This is a genomic window from Acinetobacter sp. YH12231 (assembly GCF_013417755.1).
Classification (GTDB): domain Bacteria; phylum Pseudomonadota; class Gammaproteobacteria; order Pseudomonadales; family Moraxellaceae; genus Acinetobacter; species Acinetobacter amyesii.
Window position 1 is genome coordinate 102,637 of the sequence record NZ_VPDJ01000005.1, and the last position, 17,518, is coordinate 120,154.

Sequence of the window (17,518 nt, forward strand, 5' to 3'; positions counted from 1 at the left end):
TGTTTAAGTTTCAAAATGAACCCTGCTTTGGCAGGGTTTTTTTATGGCGTGGTGGTGGACTGACAAAGCCAATCAGGAAGTTCAATGGGTGAAGGGTACAGCTTTAATGCCGAGTTTGCGTTGAGGTTGTAGGTGAGTGGAAGCGTACGATGCGGGTGCGCCGTCGGCCAAAGCTTGTGCCTTAAATGTTCAAAGCGTTGGAAGTCTTTTAAAAATAAGCCCCAAAACTTTTCATAATGCTCCAGTTCTTGCACATGTTGATGCTGATAAGCATGTGTTTGACCTTGTTGGTGTTGAAAGTCATAGCCCATCAGCCAAATACGATGCGGTTGAAAGAGATGTGCGAGTGAATAGGCTTGAAGGCCGCAATTATTACCATAAACAAAGTACGGTGAATGAAATAACTCCGCTTGCGTATCGATGCGCACGGTTTTGAAGTTAATCACTTCATGTTCAGGATATGGCCGGTTGTGACCTAAACCACATCCGCTAATGATGTCACCTTGAAAGCAGGCTTTGAGCATGGGCTGATACTGTAACCACCATGCATAGTCTGAATGATGAGCAATTTGAGCCTGAGGAAGTTGAAGAAAACTTTGATTACAGCAAATGATCAGCAGTTTTTTTGAGGGCTGAATGGTGGTTAAGTCGAAATTGAGCTGAGATGGACCACCTGCAATGATTAATACATCCTGCACATGCATATAGTGTTGAATAAATTCTTGAAATTTTTGATTATTGTTTTGCATATCAAATTGAGTCATCGAAAATTAAAATTGCGAAAACATGCATTCCTCGCTAGAATAACATTACTTCATTGGGGAGTAGCCGCTTTTTACGCAAAGTAAAAAGGTGATGGTCAACATATTTGCTCTAAAACGAGCATGGTCATCATAGCAAAGAACCAAATGAGCTCTTCGTAGCTTTCTTTTGTTGGCAAGACCTTTGATTTATCACTCTGCACATTGGCTAGCAGGAGGGATAAGTCATCGGTATATGTTTTTGCTAGCCAGAGAAATGCACCATGTTAACCGCTTTCTTCATTTCCCTTGCTGTTGTTGCCCTGTCAGAAATGGGCGATAAAACACAATTACTTGCTTTACTGCTTGCTGCACGTTTTCGTAAACCCGTTCCGATCTTAATTGCAATTTTCCTCGCGACTGTGGTGAACCACGGGGTTTCTGCTGTGTTGGGTCAATGGATTACCACTGTTTTAAGTCCAACCGTTTTATTGTGGATCGTTTCTCTGGGCTTTATTGCTATGGCGGTGTGGATGTTGATCCCCGATCAATTGGATGATGAATCTGAAAGTATCAATAAGTGGCAAAAATATGGGGTTTTCACCGCCACTTTCGTTTTGTTCTTCTTGGCTGAAATTGGAGATAAAACCCAAATTGCCACTGTTGCACTGGCTGCACGCTTTGACAGTATTGGCTGGGTGACTTTGGGGACGACACTAGGCATCATGTTGGTTAATGCGCCTGCGGTATTTATTGGGAACAAACTAGCAGAAAAACTACCGATTTCACTGATTCATAAAATTGGCGCCCTAGTATTCTTGGTGATTGGTTTGGCTGCGTTGGCACAACACTATTTATTTTAAATAATGATCTCACCATATTAAAAATACATGAAATCCTGAGTTAAAAACTCAGGATTCTTTGCCAATAAATGAGACCCAATTCACTGATATTTCAGATAATATTGACTGAATATTTATTGTAAGTTTCCCTAAATAAATATATGTTATTAACCTATAGAATATATTTTTTTTGATAAAAAATTTGGGGAATGGGAATGGCTTTCGAACGCACAACATCACAGGTACTTTATGATGATGGAAAGCATAAATGTATTAGCTTTACCAGCTTGGTAAAAGGCGAGGGCGTACAGGCGAACCAGTTCCTGATTTTGGATAATGAGCGCGCAGCGGTGCTCGATCCGGGTGGTGACTTGACCTATGTCCCACTGACTATGGAACTGAATAAATATACCCGTTTGACCAATCTTGACTATGTGATGGCCTCGCATCAGGACCCAGACATTATTACCTCGATGCCGCGTTGGTTGGTTTATACTGACGCCAAAGTGGTGGCATCTAAGCTGTGGGCGCGTTTCTTACCGCATTTAAACTCTGCATTTATGAGTGACCGGATGAAAGGCAACTGGTTGGATCGTCTGATCGAACTGCCAGATCATGGTCAGGTGATTCCATTAGGCAATAGTCATTTGGTGGCTGTTCCTGCACATTTCCTACATTCGGTTGGTAACTTCCAATTTTATGACCCGATTGCCAAAATTTTATTCTCAGGGGATATGGGCGCATCTATGGTGGATGATGCCTCTAAACCTTTAGAAAATTTTGCCGCTCATATTCCTAAAATGAAAGGCTTCCATCAGCGCTACATGTGTTCGAACAAAGTGATCCGTCTGTGGGTCAACATGGTACGGACGATGGATGTGGAAATGATCGTACCGCAGCACGGCACGCCATTTATTGGTAAAGAACAGATCAACCAATTCTTAGATTGGATCGAAACCTTGCAGTGTGGTGTCGATTTAATGGATGAAACAGTCTTTACTTGCCCAGTATAATGACTTGAAAATTCAGAAAAAATAATTGAGTTTGCAGATAACATTTTTTAGTATTTTTCGTCCATAAAATAAGCTTTTAGATGACGAGAATAGATAAAAATGTTGTCTCAAATACCGACTCAGGATGCATGTTTAACCTGTGGAGCATGTTGTGCCCACTATCGCGTTTCTTTTTATTGGGCAGAAGGGCTGAATATGCCCGAACATTATACTGAACCGGTTAATGCCGTGTATTCATGTATGGCGGGCACCAATCAAGCGCAGTCTCGTTGTATCGCTTTGGGTGGGAAAATTGGGCAAGCAGTGAGTTGTAGGGTGTACGAGGCTCGGAGTTCCACATGTAAAAGTGTGCAGATAGCTGATGAGCAATGTAATAAAGCACGCATCGCGCATCAAATGATTCCATTGATCAGTATTCCACTGCATGACGCTGAAAATGATGAAGATTTCGATCAAGTCAGTTAAGGCTTTAGTTCCAGAATAAATTTATTGAAATTAAGCGGTAGAGTCTTCGGATTCTGCCTGTATTGAACAAGTTGCTGACTAACCCTCAGTGTATTCTTGCTGAAAACAGCATATTCGATGGTTAATATTGAAAACTCCGTAAAGAATTGCCGCAATTAAAATGAAAATTGAACGGAAATTTGTATATAATGGCTCACGGAAATTACCAGCGAGACTGTTATGTTGACCATCGTTCAAGAAGCCCTAACCTTTGATGATGTCTTATTACTCCCTGCCTATTCTACTGTTCTCCCAAAAGATGTCTCTCTTAAGACACGTTTCACACGTGGCATCAATTTGAATATTCCACTTGTTTCTGCTGCAATGGATACTGTGACTGAATCACGTATGGCGATTGCAATGGCGCAAAACGGTGGTATCGGTATCCTGCATAAAAACATGGATATTGCTGCACAAGCTGCAGAAGTTCGCCGCGTGAAAAAATTTGAAGCAGGTATGGTGAAAGACCCAATTACCGTTACACCAGAAACGACTGTACGTGAGCTGATTGCTTTAACTCAAGCAAATAACATCAGCGGTGTACCAGTGGTGAAAGACGGTCAAGTGGTGGGTATTGTTACTGGTCGTGACACTCGTTTTGAAACCAATCTTGAGCAACCTGTTAGTAACATCATGACAGGCCATGATCGTTTGGTGACTGTTCGTGAAAACGAATCAAAAGAAAACATCCAAGCATTACTTCAAAAACACCGTATTGAAAAAGTCCTTGTTGTAAATGACAACAACGAACTGAAAGGTTTAATCACGGTTACTGATTTCCGTAAAGCTGAAAACTATCCAAACAGCTGCAAAGATGACTTAGGTCGTTTACGCGTTGGCGCTGCAGTAGGTACAGGTGCAGAAACACCAAGCCGTGTAGAAGCATTGGTGGAAGCAGGTGTTGATGCGATTGTTGTTGATACAGCACATGGTCACTCTGCAGGTGTAATTGAACGTGTACGTTGGGTAAAAGCCAACTATCCACAAGTTCAAGTGATTGGCGGTAACATCGCGACTGGTGATGCAGCTCTTGCATTATTAGATGCTGGTGCAGATGCAGTGAAAGTGGGTATTGGCCCAGGTTCAATCTGTACTACACGTATCGTTGCTGGTATTGGTATGCCGCAAATCTCTGCGATTGACAGCGTTGCCAATGCACTAAAAGATCAAATTCCATTGATTGCAGACGGTGGTATCCGTTTCTCTGGTGATATGGCAAAAGCGATTGGTGCAGGTGCGAGTACCATCATGGTAGGTTCATTGATGGCGGGTACTGAAGAAGCACCAGGCGAAGTTGAATTCTTCCAAGGTCGTTACTACAAAGCTTATCGTGGTATGGGTTCATTGGGTGCGATGGCAGGTGCAACAGGTTCTGCTGACCGTTATTTCCAAGACTCAAAAGCCGGCGCTGAAAAACTTGTACCAGAAGGTATTGAAGGTCGCGTACCTTACAAAGGCCCAATGGGTAACATCGTTCATCAAATGATGGGTGGTTTACGTTCATCTATGGGTTATACCGGTTCTGCGGTGATCGATGACTTACGTAAAAATGCACAGTTTGTCAAAATTACTGCGGCAGGTATGTCTGAATCTCACGTACATGACGTGACTATTACTAAAGAAGCACCAAACTACCGTGTTGGTTGATATTTAGTAGCTTTTAGCCGAAAAGGCCGTCATTAATATGACGGCCTTTTTGTTTTTGGTGTAAAGTATTTGCAGTAAAAAGTGATGATTAAGATCACCATTAAGAAGTGAGTACAACATGAGTTATTTTGGTACAGATGGCATTCGTGGCAAATTCGGTGAATTGCCTATTACCCCTGAATTTGCATTAAAACTAGGATTTGCCGCAGGTAAAGTATTAAAACAATACAGTAAAAAAGCAAAGCCCATCGTTGTACTAGGTAAAGATACCCGATTATCGGGCTATATTTTAGAGTCAGCATTACAAGCCGGTTTAAACGCAGCAGGTGTTTATGTTCATTTGCTGGGTCCATTACCTACACCTGCAATTGCCCATTTAACCCGTGCATTACATGCCAGCTTAGGCATCGTGATCTCGGCGTCGCATAATCCGTATTTTGATAATGGCATTAAGTTCTTCTCGAGCGAAGGTAAAAAATTGCCGGATGAAATTCAAGAAGCCATTAACAAAGAACTTGAAAATGACTTGGTGATCGAAGACCCTGCAAACTTAGGTAAAAGTGTGCGTGTAAAAGATGCCAATGGTCGTTATATCGAGTTTTGTAAATCAACCTTCCCGTACCATTTTGACCTGACAGGCTTAAAAATTGTGGTGGACTGTGCCAATGGTGCAGCCTATAGCGTTGGTCCATCGGTATATCGTGAACTGGGTGCAAAAGTGATTGCGCTGTTTAACGAACCGGATGGTTTGAATATCAATAAAGACTGTGGTTCGACGCATCCTGAGTTTTTACAAAAAGCAGTGGTTGAACATCAGGCGGATTTAGGGATTGCCTTTGACGGTGATGCTGACCGCGTGATTATGGTCGATAAAAATGGTCAGCAAATTACTGGTGACCATATTCTTTATATTTTAGCCACTCAAGCGAGTCAAAAACCTGCGGGTATCGTGGGTACTGTGATGAGCAATATGGCGCTTGAAATTGCTTTAGATCAAGCCAAAGTGCCGTTGCTTCGTGCCAAAGTCGGTGACCGCTATGTTTTACAAGGCCTAGAAGAAAAGGGTTGGGTAACGGGCGGTGAGCCATCAGGTCATATCTTGACTTTGGACAAGAGCACCACAGGTGATGCGATCATTGCTTCACTTCAGGTGTTAACGGTGATGGTTGAACAAGGCAAAGCCTTGCATGAACTTGTGGAAGGTTTTGAATTATTGCCAAACGTATTAGTGAATGTACGCCTTGCAGCGATGTTTGACCCGTATGCTGTACCAGCTTTGGTGTCTGAATTTGAAAAAGCTGAAGCTCAGCTTAAAGGGCGTGGTCGCATCTTGATTCGTAAATCAGGCACAGAGCCGGTCATTCGTGTCATGGTTGAAGGTAATGACCTTGAAGAAGTCACCGCGTTGGCAAATCATTTGGCCGATGCTGTTCGTGCCAATGCAGCTTAAATCAAGAGGGGAAATTGCATGAATGATGTGATTAAGGACTTAAGTGAACTGCGTTTAACTTATCAAAAAGGTGAGTTGCATGAAGATCAGGTGAACCGTGATCCACATGAGCAGTTTTTATTATGGTTTAACCATGCCTTAGCAGCACAATTGCATGAACCCTATGCTATGTCTTTGGCGACGGCAAATGCCCAAGGTCGTCCGCACGTGCGGACGGTCTTGTTGCGCGGTGCGACCCATGCAGGTTATGACTTCTACACCAACTATGACAGTCAAAAAGGTAACGATCTGCTCAATAATCCTTATGCAGAATTATTGTTTTATTGGCAAGAGCAGGAACGTCAAATTCGGGTCAGTGGTCGTGTGGAAAAGATATCTCTCGAAGAATCGACAGATTATTACCATAAGCGACCGCGTGATAGCCAAATCGCAGCGCACATTAGTACTCCACAAAGTGGTGTTATCGCTAGTCGTGAAGAATTACAACAGCGTTTCCAAAATTTGCATGATCAAGTGGAAAGCAAAGACGTTTTGGAGAAACCTGAGTTTTGGGGCGGCTATCGTTTAGTTCCGGATTATTATGAATTTTGGCAAGGCCGTCCGAATCGTTTACATGACCGCTTGAGTTATAAACTACAGGATGGTCAATGGGTTTTACAGCGACTGATGCCATAAATGTCTAAACTTTTAATTCAACAAAGACCCTATTTGACGCGCCCTGAAGATATTCAGGGCGTTGCCCCGTTTATTGCTGATTTATTGGCACGTCGCGGGGTTTCTTCCGCACAAGAACTGGAATTGAAGCTCAAGCATTTACTTGCCCCGACCTTAAAAGGCATGCAGCAAGCCATAGAGTTGATCGACCAAGCTATTGATGCACATAAAAAAATTGTCATTGTGGGCGACTATGATGCCGATGGTGCGACCAGTACTGCATTGATGGTCTTGGCACTGCGTGATATGGGTGCGGATGTTGAATATCTGGTTCCAGATCGGTTCAAATATGGTTATGGCCTGACACCCGCCATTGCCGATTTGGCCTTCGTGAGTTTTACCCCAGATGTGCTGATTACAGTCGATAATGGTATTTCGAGCCATGCTGGTGTAGCACAGGCACAGGCGCATGGTATGCAGGTGATCATTACCGACCATCACCTGACCACTAAGGAAACACCACAAGCAGAAGCGGTGGTGAATCCGAATCAGTTGGGATGTGAATTTCCAAGTAAAGCCTTGGCTGGCGTAGGTGTTGCATTTTATGTGTTGGCCAATTTGGCCAGTATGCGTAAAAAAAATGCTAAATCCACAGCCAACCTCAGCCAATATTTGGATTTGGTGGCTTTAGGCACTTATGCCGATGTTGCAAGTCTAGATCTGAATAATCGGATCTTGATCGATGCTGGTTTGAAGCGGATTCAGCAAGGACTATGTCGTCCAGGGATCAGTGCATTATTGGATATCGCTGGTCGTGATCCCGCACAGTTAAAAGCACAGGACTTGGGCTTTGTAGTTGGCCCACGACTCAATGCAGCTGGGCGTATGGAGACTATGGATATTGGGATTGAGTGTCTGATTGCGGCAGATTTAAGTACGGCTTATCCGATTGCGCAGCAGTTGAATCAACTCAATATTGAAAGACGCCAAGTCGAAGGGCAGATTAAACAGGAAGCTCTGGCTGAGTTAGAACATATTCAGCTTGATCAGGATAACTTACCTGCAGCCTTGATCATGTTTGAACAGCATTGGCATCAAGGGGTGATTGGGATTGTTGCAGGGCGTTTGAAAGAACAATTTCATAGACCTGCAATCGTCTTTGCCGCAGATGAGGATGGCGTACATATTAAAGGCTCTGCGCGTTCTATCGAAGGTATTCATATTCGAGACAGTATTGAGCGTATTGCTGAATTACATCCGCATTTAGTGAGTCATTTTGGTGGACATGCTGCCGCAGCAGGACTAACCATTCAAAAGCAGCATTTTTCTGAATTTAAAACCGCTTTTGAAGCACTCATCGCTGCGCAAGATGAAAGTTTATTTCAGGCCACTATTTGGACAGATGGTGAATTGCCTGATTCGGCCATTAATGTCGAAACCGTCGATCTTCTGCAAAATTTAAGTCCATGGGGACAAAAATTCCCTGCACCGGTCTATGAAGGCCTATTTAAAATTTTAGATTATCGTTGGTTGAAAGACCTACATTTGAAATTAAAACTTGCTTTAGATAATGGTTTAATGGTGGACGCAATTGCATTTAATGCGGCAGAAAAATATGAATTTAATCCTATGCAAGATAAAATCCGCTTGGTCTACGAACTCGATAAAAATGAATTTAGAGGAAATGTCAGTGTTCAATTGAGAGTTTTACACTTGGCTCAATAAATTCCATTTTTACAGGCAAATAAAAAACCGCTCAGAAGAGCGGTTTTTTTTATGGTTTTGACTTCAATGGATTAGAAGCGGTATTTCGCTGCTACACCAAATGAATTGTAGTCATTGTTGCGAACTTCACCGAAACCAACACGACCTTCAAGGCTCACTTGTTGGTTGAAGAATTTACGTGCATTGATCCCTACTTCGTTACGATCAGTGACATCGTTGTTGTAGTAGTCAGCACCAACACTGAATGTTTTGTCGATGAAGTAATCCGCTGCTAGATTGAATTCATCTAGATCACCGAATGCTGCACCCGCTTCAAGGTTGATGTCTTTACCATTGCTTAAAGTTGTTACGTATTTAGCACGTAAAGTTGGATCTACACCGTCGTCATCGTCATTGTCCCAACCTTTTAGACCGGCAGCAACTAAGAAACCAGGTGCAGGAAGGTAACCCACTTCAGCTGCATAATAAGTTGTATCATTGTCTACTGTGCCGAATGGAGTGTCAACTTCGACATTATTACGGCTTACATCACCAGATACATAGAAATCTGAGTTTGGTACGAAGTATTCGATACCAACGCCATAAGTATTGTCGTCAACATTGCCACGATCAGCGAAAGTTGCGTGTGCATTTACGTTACTTGCACGGTTTAAGAATGCAGCTTCTGCAAGAGGAGCGTTACGCGTTTGAACAGGGTTGAAGTAATAAGTACCGTTTACACCAAATTCACTGCCAGAGCTTCCATTATCTGGGTCGATGTAACCAGCTGAAGCGCCTACTTCTGCTTGATAAGCATGAGCTGTACCTGTAATAGCAAGTGCAGAAAGAAGTGCTGAAGCAATTGCGAGTTTTTTCATGGAAACTACCCCTCTAAATTGTTTGGCTAAATTGAATACATTTTTTGTTACAAGTTTTAGTCTAGAGAATTTTTAAAGATGGTCAATCGCTGCAAAGTTGCAGAACTGTGTATTCGGTAATTTTATGTAATTTTAATTATTTAAGATATTGAAAAATATATAATTATTATTAATGTTTTGTTTTATTAAAACTGTGTAGATATTATGAATTTGTAGATTATTTGGTCAACAACTGGACTTTTTTTAAAGTAAATATTACATCGAAAAGAAAAAAGCACCTCAAATTTGAGGTGCTTTTTTAATGCACATTCCTAATTCAAACGAAATTAGAAACGTAAAGTTGCATTGATGTTGAACGCTTGAACGTCATCACCAAAACCAACTTGACCACCGATTGCTAGGTTCGGGTTAAGGAAGTATTTTGAACGAATAGCGAAGTAATCTGTATCTTCTTCACCGTTATCAACGATGCTATAAGCAGCGCCAACGCTAAATGCTTGGTCGAAGTAGTAGTCTGCACCAATCGTAACAGCATCTACATCACCAAAAGCACCATCTGCTTCAAGGTTGATGTATTGACCATTGTTCAACGGCGCAACATATTTTGCTTTTACAGCAAAACGGTTGTCTTCGTCTTCATCGTTGTCGCCTTGATAGCCATCAATACCTGCAGCAAGTAATAGGTTTGATACAGGAAGATAACCCACTAATGCACGGTAAGTAGTCACATCGTAGTCTTCATCATAAAGAGTTTGACCAAATTCAGTTTCTTTTTGATTGTATTGACCAAGACCAATTTCACCATTGATATAGAATTGATCGACAAAATATTCAATACCTGCGGTTAAGTGGTGAGTATCAGATTCAAGTTTTGAACCAAAAACTTCATTACTTTCCCAAGTGTTATATGAATAACCAAGATAGGCATTGCTGTTATGACCTAGAAATGCAGCTTCATTTAATGGACCATTACCAGTTTGTACTGAGTCAAAATACAAAGTACCTTTTAGGTTGAATGTATTATCAGTATCAGTAAAATCATCATCCCAATCTGTATAAGTAAAACCGCCATCAATTTGGCCGTCATAAGCAAAACTTGAAGATGCGATTACAGCTAAGCCTAGTGCAAGTAATGTCTTTTTCATAAAACCCTCGAAACATTATTGTTGTAAAAAAAATGTAATAAATAGTAATGCGAGCGTATTGTTCATATTATGTGCATTGAAGTCAATGATTTGGATGATCAATCTGGCTGAAACTGTGCAAATTCTCTGTGATATAATAGGTGGCTATTTAAGCCAAATTTTTTGATTGAGAGTAATTCACGTGGAAATTAATCCGTATCTATTACAGCTAAAAGACTTAAACGACCGTGGTCAAACATTACGGGGGTATCTTTGACTACGATCTGAAAAAAGAGCGTTTAGAAGAGGTTCTACGTGAGCTGGAAGACCCAGCAATTTGGAATGATCAAAGCCGTGCGCAAGCAATGGCAAAAGAAAAAGGTGAACTCGAAAACGTCATTAACGTGCTCGAAGGGCTTTCAACTCAACTAGAAGATGCCCAAGCGATGCTGGATCTTGCGGTTGAAGCAGAAGAAGAAAGTTTACTTGCAGATGTGCAAGCAGAGTTAACTTCAGCAGAAGCAGAGCTTGCGAAATTAGAATTCCGTCGTATGTTCAGTAATCCGATGGACCCGAACCCATGCTATGTCGAAATTCAAGCGGGTTCTGGTGGTACTGAAGCACAAGACTGGGCATCGATGTTACTACGTATGTATCTACGTTGGATTGAACGTCATGGCTTTAAAGCAGAAGTGATGGAAGAGTCTGATGGTGATGTGGCAGGGATCAAGTCTGCAACGATCCGTGTAGAAGGTGAGTATGCATATGGTTGGTTACGTACAGAATCTGGCGTACACCGTTTAGTCCGTAAGTCACCTTTTGACTCGGGTAACCGTCGCCATACTTCATTCTCAGCGGTTTTTGTATCGCCTGAAATTGATGACAATATTGAAATTGAAATCAATCCAGCTGATGTACGTACTGATACCTATCGTGCATCTGGTGCGGGTGGTCAGCACATTAACAAAACAGACTCTGCGGTACGTTTAACTCACGCTCCAACAGGGATTGTGGTGGCATGTCAGAACCAACGTTCACAGCACGCCAACCGTGACCATGCTTGGAAACAGTTACGTGCAAAATTGTACGAACTTGAGATGCAAAAACGTAATGATGCGGCACAAGCGTTGGAAGACACCAAGTCCGATATCGGTTGGGGCAGCCAAATTCGTTCATACGTTTTAGATGACTCGCGTATTAAAGACTTACGTACCAGTGTGGAAAGTTCAAACACCGGCGCGGTACTTGATGGTGATTTAGATAAGTTTATTGAAGCCAGCCTCAAACAAGGTTTGTAATTTAAATTTATATAGAAAACAAAGTTCTATCTGTTTTTGATCATCATATCTAAAAAAATCGATATAAAAATCGAAAAAATACGATATAGTGTATTCAAGATGCTGAATAGAACTTTGTTGTCCAAATTTTTATTTAATTAAACCCGTTTAAATTATGGATATTGATTTAATTTTTAAAGCACTTGCCAATCCGACTCGACGTCAAATCTTGGAATGGTTGAAAACACCTGAACAATTTTTGTCAGAAGAACAATGTGGCGGCTTTAATCGTGGTGTATGCGCTGGCAATATCGAAAAACTCGGTAATGTTTCGCAGTCTACGATGTCTAATCATTTGTCTGTGTTACAACAGGCGGGCTTAATTCAAGCCGAGAAATATGGTCAATGGTCGTATTTTTCGCGCAATGAAGAACTCATTCAGCAATATATTGATTATCTGCAGAACTCACTTTAAATCATTTTTCGCATTTGAAGTGTTAGGCGAGACATATATGGCTGAACTTAATACTCCTCTCATTTTGGGTGATTTACACCTCAAAAATCGCGTTGTAATGGCGCCACTAACCCGTAGTCGTGCAACCATTGACCGTGTTCCAACGCCGATGATGGCTGAATATTATGCACAGCGTGCAAGTGCTGGATTAATCATTTCAGAAGCAACAGTCATTTCAGAAGCAGCTAATGGCTATTTGCAGACGCCGGGTTTATTTACCGATGCTCAAGTTCAGGGCTGGAAATTGGTGACCCAAGCCGTACATGAACAGCAAGGTTTAATTGTGGCGCAATTGTGGCATGTCGGACGTGTCTCACATCCCGACCTTTTGAATGGTGATACACCAGTTTCTGCCAGTGCGGTACAACAGGCGGGTTATGTCAGTCTGCTTCGCCCAAAACGCGAATATGTCGTGCCACGTCCATTAGAGATTGCAGAAATCAAAAGCATTGTAGAACAATACAAACAGTCTGCGATCAAAGCCAAAGAAGCCGGTTTTGATGGTGTGGAATTGCATGCGGCCAATGGTTATTTGATCGATCAATTCCTACAAAGCAAAACCAATTTACGTGAAGATGAGTATGGTGGTTCTGTCGAAAACCGCGCACGTTTATTGCTTGAAGTGGTGGATGCGCTGATCGAAGTGTGGGGTGCAGGTCGTGTAGGTGTACATCTTGCGCCGCGTGGTGATGAACACGACATGGGCGATCATGATCCACGTGAAACCTTTGGCTATGCCTTAGAGCAGTTGGGGCAGAGGAAGATTGCATTTTTCTTTACCCGTGAATATCTGGCGGATGACAGTATTAGTGATTATCTGAAACAGCGCTCAAATGGTGTGCCATATATTGCCAATATGCGTTTAAGCCGTGAAGATGCTGTAGATTTATTGGCCTCAGGTAAAGCCGATGCGGTGTCTTTTGGTAAAGCCTATATTGCCAATCCAGATTTGTTTGAACGTTTGCTAGCGAATGCTGCACTGAATGAATTGCAGTTGGAAAACATGATTGGAACAGATGTTGCCGAAGGCTATATTGATTATCCAAGCATGAAAAATAAATTTGGTTCAGGTCGTTCAACCTATTAATCGACACTTGAATACGCATTATCCATTAACATGTGGATAATGCTCTGATATATTCTGCCGATTCAAACCGTTTTTGAGCGTAATAATTTGACTACTCCTTTTTGGTATAACGCAGCTTTGGCGCTGATTAAGCCGCTATATCAATGGCGCATCAAAAAACGTGCTGAAGATCTCCAACTATATCAGCAAGAGTGTCTTGAGCGCTTTGGGCCATTTCAGCCGGTTAAAAACCGCAATGCAATTTGGTTTCATGTGGTTTCCGTCGGAGAAACCAACGCTGCACAGCCGCTGATTGAATATTATCTCAAAGCAGGTCATCCGGTCTTAGTCACCAATACCACCAAAACCGGACAAGCGCGTGCGAAACAATTATTTTTAAAAGCACCGTATGAATCGCTGTTTCAGGCCGTGTATTTGCCGGCAGATCAAAAAAAATTAGTCCGTCGTTTTATCGAAAAATATCAACCGAAAATGTTGGCTCTAGTCGAAACTGAACTCTGGCCAAATTTGATGATTGAAGCCGATCAGGCTAACGTTCCGAGTTTATTAATTAATGCCAGATTATCTGAAAAATCGGCGAAGGGTTATGGCAAAGTCCCGAGTTTGACGCAGCCGATGCTAAAGAGTTTAAAACAATTATTAGCGCAAGATCAGGCAACTTTAACGCGATTTATTGGGTTGGGTGCAAACCCGCATACCAGTCAGGTCGTCGGTAGTATCAAGTTTGATATTCATGCGCCTGATAGCTTTGTGCAACAAGCAGCGCAGTTGCGTCAAGATTGGGCTTTGCAAGATCGTAAAATCATCACCATTGCCAGTACGCATGCGCCCGAGGAACAAAAACTACTCGCAGCGCTGCAGCCGATTTTGCAACAACAGCCTGAGCTGTTATGTATCGTCGTACCACGGCATCCTGAACGCTTTGATGAGGTTTTTGTAGAAGCGCAGAAACTGAATTTACGTACACAGCGCCGCAGTTTAAAGCAAACGATTCAGCCTGAAACGCAAGTGTATTTGGCAGATAGTATGGGTGAATTATGGCTTTGGCTGGCACTGAGTCAGGCGTGCTTTGTCGGCGGGTCTTTAAATGAACCTGGTGGTGGGCATAATATTTTGGAGCCCATTACGTTACATGTCCCGACAGTATTAGGTCAGCATTATTTTAATTTTCAAACCATTGTGGATGAATTTGTAGCGGCCCATGCGGTTGTGGTTGTGCAGGATTTTGAGCAGGCGGCCAGTGCATTGGTTGAGATCATTCAAAATACTGCGAAAGCGCAGGCTTTAAATGATGCAGCTCAGCTGATTATGCAAAAGAATACTGGGTCGCTGCAAAAGCATATTCAGGTGATTGATCAATACCTTTGAATTTACAACCATGATTTAAATTGGTTGATGCTTTAAATAGATGAATGAATAGGCTCGACAGAGTCTTACATTTAAGATTTGAAGAAAGGGGTTAGCCTTCGGTTGGAGGTACTCTTACGAAACGTTGTTTCTCATTCGGTAAAATGAGATGCGAAGCTTCGCAAGGAAATCATCTTGCGGTGCAATGCAGCTCACGACAAAACGCGTCGAATTTTTATGTCTAACAAATAATCGCTGAAATTTGAGTGATTCTATTGAGTGTTGCCTCGAACAGTTGTGGATGACGTTTTCGCGTATCCAATTGAACTGGGTAAGAGAATTTTTTATGAACATCGTCCTGCTTGACCCACGTCAAACTGAATCTGAACTGTGGAGTATCAGTGCTAAACGCCAAATTGAGCATTTAAAAACCCATGTTGATGTACAGGTGGGCGATACCCTCAAAGTCGGGATTCGGGAAGGAAAGCGTTATTTAACCCAAATCGTCAGTATTGCGGATCACGGCATTCAACTTAAACCCTTACAAGAAGAAGAAGTACCTGCAAAGCATCCGGTGACTTTAATTGTGGCAATGCCTCGTCCGAAAGTGTTGCGCCGTCTGATCATGGATGCCGTTACCTTAGGCGTAGAAAAAATTATTTTGCTGCACAGTTATCGCGTGGATAAAAGCTATTGGCAGACCCCATTTTTACAGCAGCTCGATCACTATGTGACATTAGGTTTGGAGCAGGCAGGTGACACCATTGCGCCCAAAATTGAATTGTATAAACGCTTTAAACCCTTTGTGGAGGATGTTTTACCGAGCAGGATCTCGTCAGACTATCCGGCTTATGTGGCGCATCCTTATGTTGAAGATGTGATGCCCGCAGGGATTCAACATGGATGTACGATCATTATTGGGCCTGAAGGTGGATTTATCCCTTATGAGGTCGATTTGCTCATAAAAAACGGTTGCCAAGCAGTCAGCTTAGGCAACCGAATTATCCGGACAGAAACTGTGATTCCGTACGTTTTAGGGCGATTATTTAGCTGTTGACGCTTCTGTCTCAGCTTGATCACCACGGTAAACTTTAACTTCCTGTACAGGGTAAGGAATTGAAATACCATTTTGATTGAATGCTTGGATAACGTGTTCTTGCACTTCACTGATCGAGTTCGCAGTGGTGGTCTCTGTGGTATCTACCCACCAACGGACATTCAGATTGACCGAGAAATCAGCCAAAGCATTCACGTTTACGGTAAACGCAGGTTGGCTCAAAATGGTTGGGTCTTTGTCCAAAATAGCCAAAACAATATTTTTAGCTTTTTGAATATCATCTTCATAACCAATACCCACCACAAATTCACAACGACGACGTTGATAAGCGGTATTCACCGTTACCGCACTGGTGTAAACCGTCGCGTTTGGAATCACGATACGACGACCATCTGGAGAACGTAGGAAGGTTGCACGGATCTGAATATCTTCAACTGTACCTTCCATTCCTGACACAATAATATCATCACCGATTTTGAACGGTTCGCCGAGGAGAATCAAAATACCCGACAGTAAGTTCTGGAAAATATCTTTAAACGCGAAACCGATTGCGACCGAACCAATCCCCAAGGCACTCATGAGCTGACCCGGTGTGAACCCAGGGATCGCAATGACCATTGCAATTAGGAAACCGAAGAACATAATGGCTGAGCTACCCACACGGTTCAGGACCAAAACTAGATTTTGTTTTGAATAAGAACGGTCAGTGAGCGCTTTACGAACAAAGAATCTAAAGAGTTTAGACAGTAGATAGAAGATCGTAAAAACAATTAATGCGATACAAATATAAGGCAGGCGTTCCCAAAATCCGTCGACGAATTTATCGATCGTTGAGTATGCGTCATTATATTTAGAAGTATGTTCCAGCACGGTTTGTGCGGTTTTTTCAGTTGCCTCTTGCAAAAGTTGAGTCGTGCCTTGAGTGACATCACTCAAGGCATTTTCTTTTTCAGCCACGAGTTTTCCAAATGTTCCGGTTTTTCGCTATTTTGCCTGAAATTAGTGGCGAAAATAACCCTCATTTACAGGCTTGCGAACAGATGTATCAAAATTCAGACAGGCTCAAATTTGGTTAGTGGCTTAGAAATATTCAGTACCTTGTTGAATGATTTCTGTTGGCGATTCAATTTCACCGCTACCCATCATATACGAGGTGATGCTACCTGTAGCCAAGAGCGACAAGACACTGATTAAAATCATCAACCATGCCAGAATTTTTTCCCAAACCGCAGCAGGGCGTGGCGCGCCGTATTGATTTACGGTCGGTGTGCCTGAGGCCAATAATAAATACAGGATAAAGAACAAATTGATCACGGGGATAAATAATAATAGTAGCAACCAACCGGCTTTATTGAGGTCATGCAGCCGACGCACGACAAAGACACAATAAAAATAAATGTAGAGAATAATAATCGCCAAATAGGCGAGGCCAGATACCCCAGTAAATATGCCAACAAATTGCTCATTTAACGCCATAGTATTGATATTGAAAATACCCACGGCAAGGCTTAAAGCGATCAAGGCAAAAAAGCTGATGATATTGAGAAAGCCGTACCAACCAATCATGCTCAGTCGACCAAAACGTCCATCAGGTTTCAGGGGATTATCCGCTGTAGTGGTCGTCTGACGGGAAAAGAAAGAAGAGTCATTGGTATTCATGCTTGGGTCAACTCAACGTGT

At 42.3% G+C, this 17,518-nt stretch carries 17 protein-coding genes and 1 riboswitch; of the genes, 12 read left to right on the top strand and 5 right to left on the bottom strand.

Annotation, left to right across the window (positions count from 1 at the left end; translation table 11 throughout):
* Positions 1 to 41 precede the first annotated feature (41 nt).
* The gene (locus tag FTV11_RS03095; protein WP_180054188.1) at positions 42 to 749 is read right to left on the bottom strand and encodes a methyltransferase type 11; all 708 of its coding nucleotides are present in this window, start codon (positions 747 to 749) and stop codon (positions 42 to 44) included.
* A 58-nt stretch (positions 750 to 807) separates the two neighbouring features.
* A riboswitch (yybP-ykoY riboswitch) is annotated at positions 808 to 950 on the top strand.
* 74 nt (positions 951 to 1,024) lie between these two features.
* Between FTV11_RS03095 and FTV11_RS03100 the strand changes: the two genes are divergently transcribed.
* From FTV11_RS03100 to recJ, 7 genes are all read left to right on the top strand, one after another.
* Complete coding sequence (locus FTV11_RS03100) at positions 1,025 to 1,603, top strand: TMEM165/GDT1 family protein (RefSeq protein ID WP_180041739.1); 579 nt, start codon at positions 1,025 to 1,027, stop codon at positions 1,601 to 1,603.
* A 194-nt stretch (positions 1,604 to 1,797) separates the two neighbouring features.
* The gene (locus tag FTV11_RS03105; RefSeq protein WP_078190564.1) at positions 1,798 to 2,595 is read left to right on the top strand and encodes an MBL fold metallo-hydrolase; all 798 of its coding nucleotides are present in this window, start codon (positions 1,798 to 1,800) and stop codon (positions 2,593 to 2,595) included.
* Between the two features lie 99 nt (positions 2,596 to 2,694).
* Positions 2,695 to 3,060, top strand: a complete 366-nt coding sequence (locus FTV11_RS03110; RefSeq protein WP_180073361.1) for a YkgJ family cysteine cluster protein — start codon at positions 2,695 to 2,697, stop codon at positions 3,058 to 3,060.
* Positions 3,061 to 3,279: 219 nt separating this feature from the next.
* Positions 3,280 to 4,746 carry an IMP dehydrogenase gene (gene guaB / locus FTV11_RS03115; protein ID WP_078190562.1) on the top strand — a complete coding sequence of 489 codons (1,467 nt, stop codon included), beginning with the start codon at positions 3,280 to 3,282 and terminating at the stop codon, positions 4,744 to 4,746.
* A 118-nt stretch (positions 4,747 to 4,864) separates the two neighbouring features.
* Positions 4,865 to 6,196, top strand: coding sequence for a phosphoglucosamine mutase (glmM, locus tag FTV11_RS03120; protein WP_111884469.1), 1,332 nt, complete (start codon positions 4,865 to 4,867; stop codon positions 6,194 to 6,196).
* 18 nt (positions 6,197 to 6,214) lie between these two features.
* Entirely contained in the window at positions 6,215 to 6,871 is a 657-nt protein-coding gene (gene pdxH, locus FTV11_RS03125) for a pyridoxamine 5'-phosphate oxidase (RefSeq protein WP_180073362.1), read from the top strand.
* A complete protein-coding gene (recJ, locus tag FTV11_RS03130) occupies positions 6,872 to 8,575 on the top strand; it encodes a single-stranded-DNA-specific exonuclease RecJ (protein WP_180073363.1) in 1,704 nt (567 codons plus the stop codon). It abuts the gene before it with no gap.
* A 71-nt stretch (positions 8,576 to 8,646) separates the two neighbouring features.
* Here the strand turns inward: recJ and FTV11_RS03135 are convergent, their stop codons facing one another.
* Positions 8,647 to 9,432, bottom strand: coding sequence for a putative porin (locus FTV11_RS03135; RefSeq protein WP_180073364.1), 786 nt, complete (start codon positions 9,430 to 9,432; stop codon positions 8,647 to 8,649).
* Positions 9,433 to 9,758: 326 nt separating this feature from the next.
* Complete coding sequence (locus FTV11_RS03140) at positions 9,759 to 10,577, bottom strand: putative porin (protein ID WP_180022756.1); 819 nt, start codon at positions 10,575 to 10,577, stop codon at positions 9,759 to 9,761.
* Positions 10,578 to 10,758: 181 nt separating this feature from the next.
* Here FTV11_RS03140 and prfB point away from each other — a divergent pair.
* The 5 genes from prfB to FTV11_RS03165 all read left to right on the top strand — a co-directional run bounded on the left by prfB (position 10,759) and on the right by FTV11_RS03165 (position 15,838).
* Positions 10,759 to 11,854, top strand: a protein-coding gene (prfB, locus tag FTV11_RS03145; protein ID WP_111884474.1) for a peptide chain release factor 2 whose coding sequence is annotated in 2 segments (ribosomal slippage) — positions 10,759 to 10,830 and positions 10,832 to 11,854 — 1,095 coding nt in all. Because the reading frame shifts where the segments join, the coding sequence is not laid out codon by codon here.
* 154 nt (positions 11,855 to 12,008) lie between these two features.
* The gene (locus FTV11_RS03150; protein WP_078190555.1) at positions 12,009 to 12,308 is read left to right on the top strand and encodes a helix-turn-helix transcriptional regulator; all 300 of its coding nucleotides are present in this window, start codon (positions 12,009 to 12,011) and stop codon (positions 12,306 to 12,308) included.
* Between the two features lie 37 nt (positions 12,309 to 12,345).
* Entirely contained in the window at positions 12,346 to 13,434 is a 1,089-nt protein-coding gene (locus tag FTV11_RS03155) for an alkene reductase (RefSeq protein WP_111884475.1), read from the top strand.
* Positions 13,435 to 13,521: 87 nt separating this feature from the next.
* A complete protein-coding gene (locus FTV11_RS03160; protein ID WP_180073365.1) occupies positions 13,522 to 14,802 on the top strand; it encodes a 3-deoxy-D-manno-octulosonic acid transferase in 1,281 nt (426 codons plus the stop codon).
* A 325-nt stretch (positions 14,803 to 15,127) separates the two neighbouring features.
* The gene (locus FTV11_RS03165) at positions 15,128 to 15,838 is read left to right on the top strand and encodes a 16S rRNA (uracil(1498)-N(3))-methyltransferase (RefSeq protein WP_180065201.1); all 711 of its coding nucleotides are present in this window, start codon (positions 15,128 to 15,130) and stop codon (positions 15,836 to 15,838) included.
* Here FTV11_RS03165 and FTV11_RS03170 read toward each other — a convergent pair.
* The gene (locus FTV11_RS03170; RefSeq protein ID WP_078193200.1) at positions 15,824 to 16,795 is read right to left on the bottom strand and encodes a mechanosensitive ion channel family protein; all 972 of its coding nucleotides are present in this window, start codon (positions 16,793 to 16,795) and stop codon (positions 15,824 to 15,826) included. The genes FTV11_RS03165 and FTV11_RS03170 overlap by 15 nt on opposite strands.
* Positions 16,796 to 16,918: 123 nt before the next feature.
* The gene (locus FTV11_RS03175; RefSeq protein WP_180073366.1) at positions 16,919 to 17,497 is read right to left on the bottom strand and encodes a DUF805 domain-containing protein; all 579 of its coding nucleotides are present in this window, start codon (positions 17,495 to 17,497) and stop codon (positions 16,919 to 16,921) included.
* Positions 17,498 to 17,518: the final 21 nt, after the last annotated feature.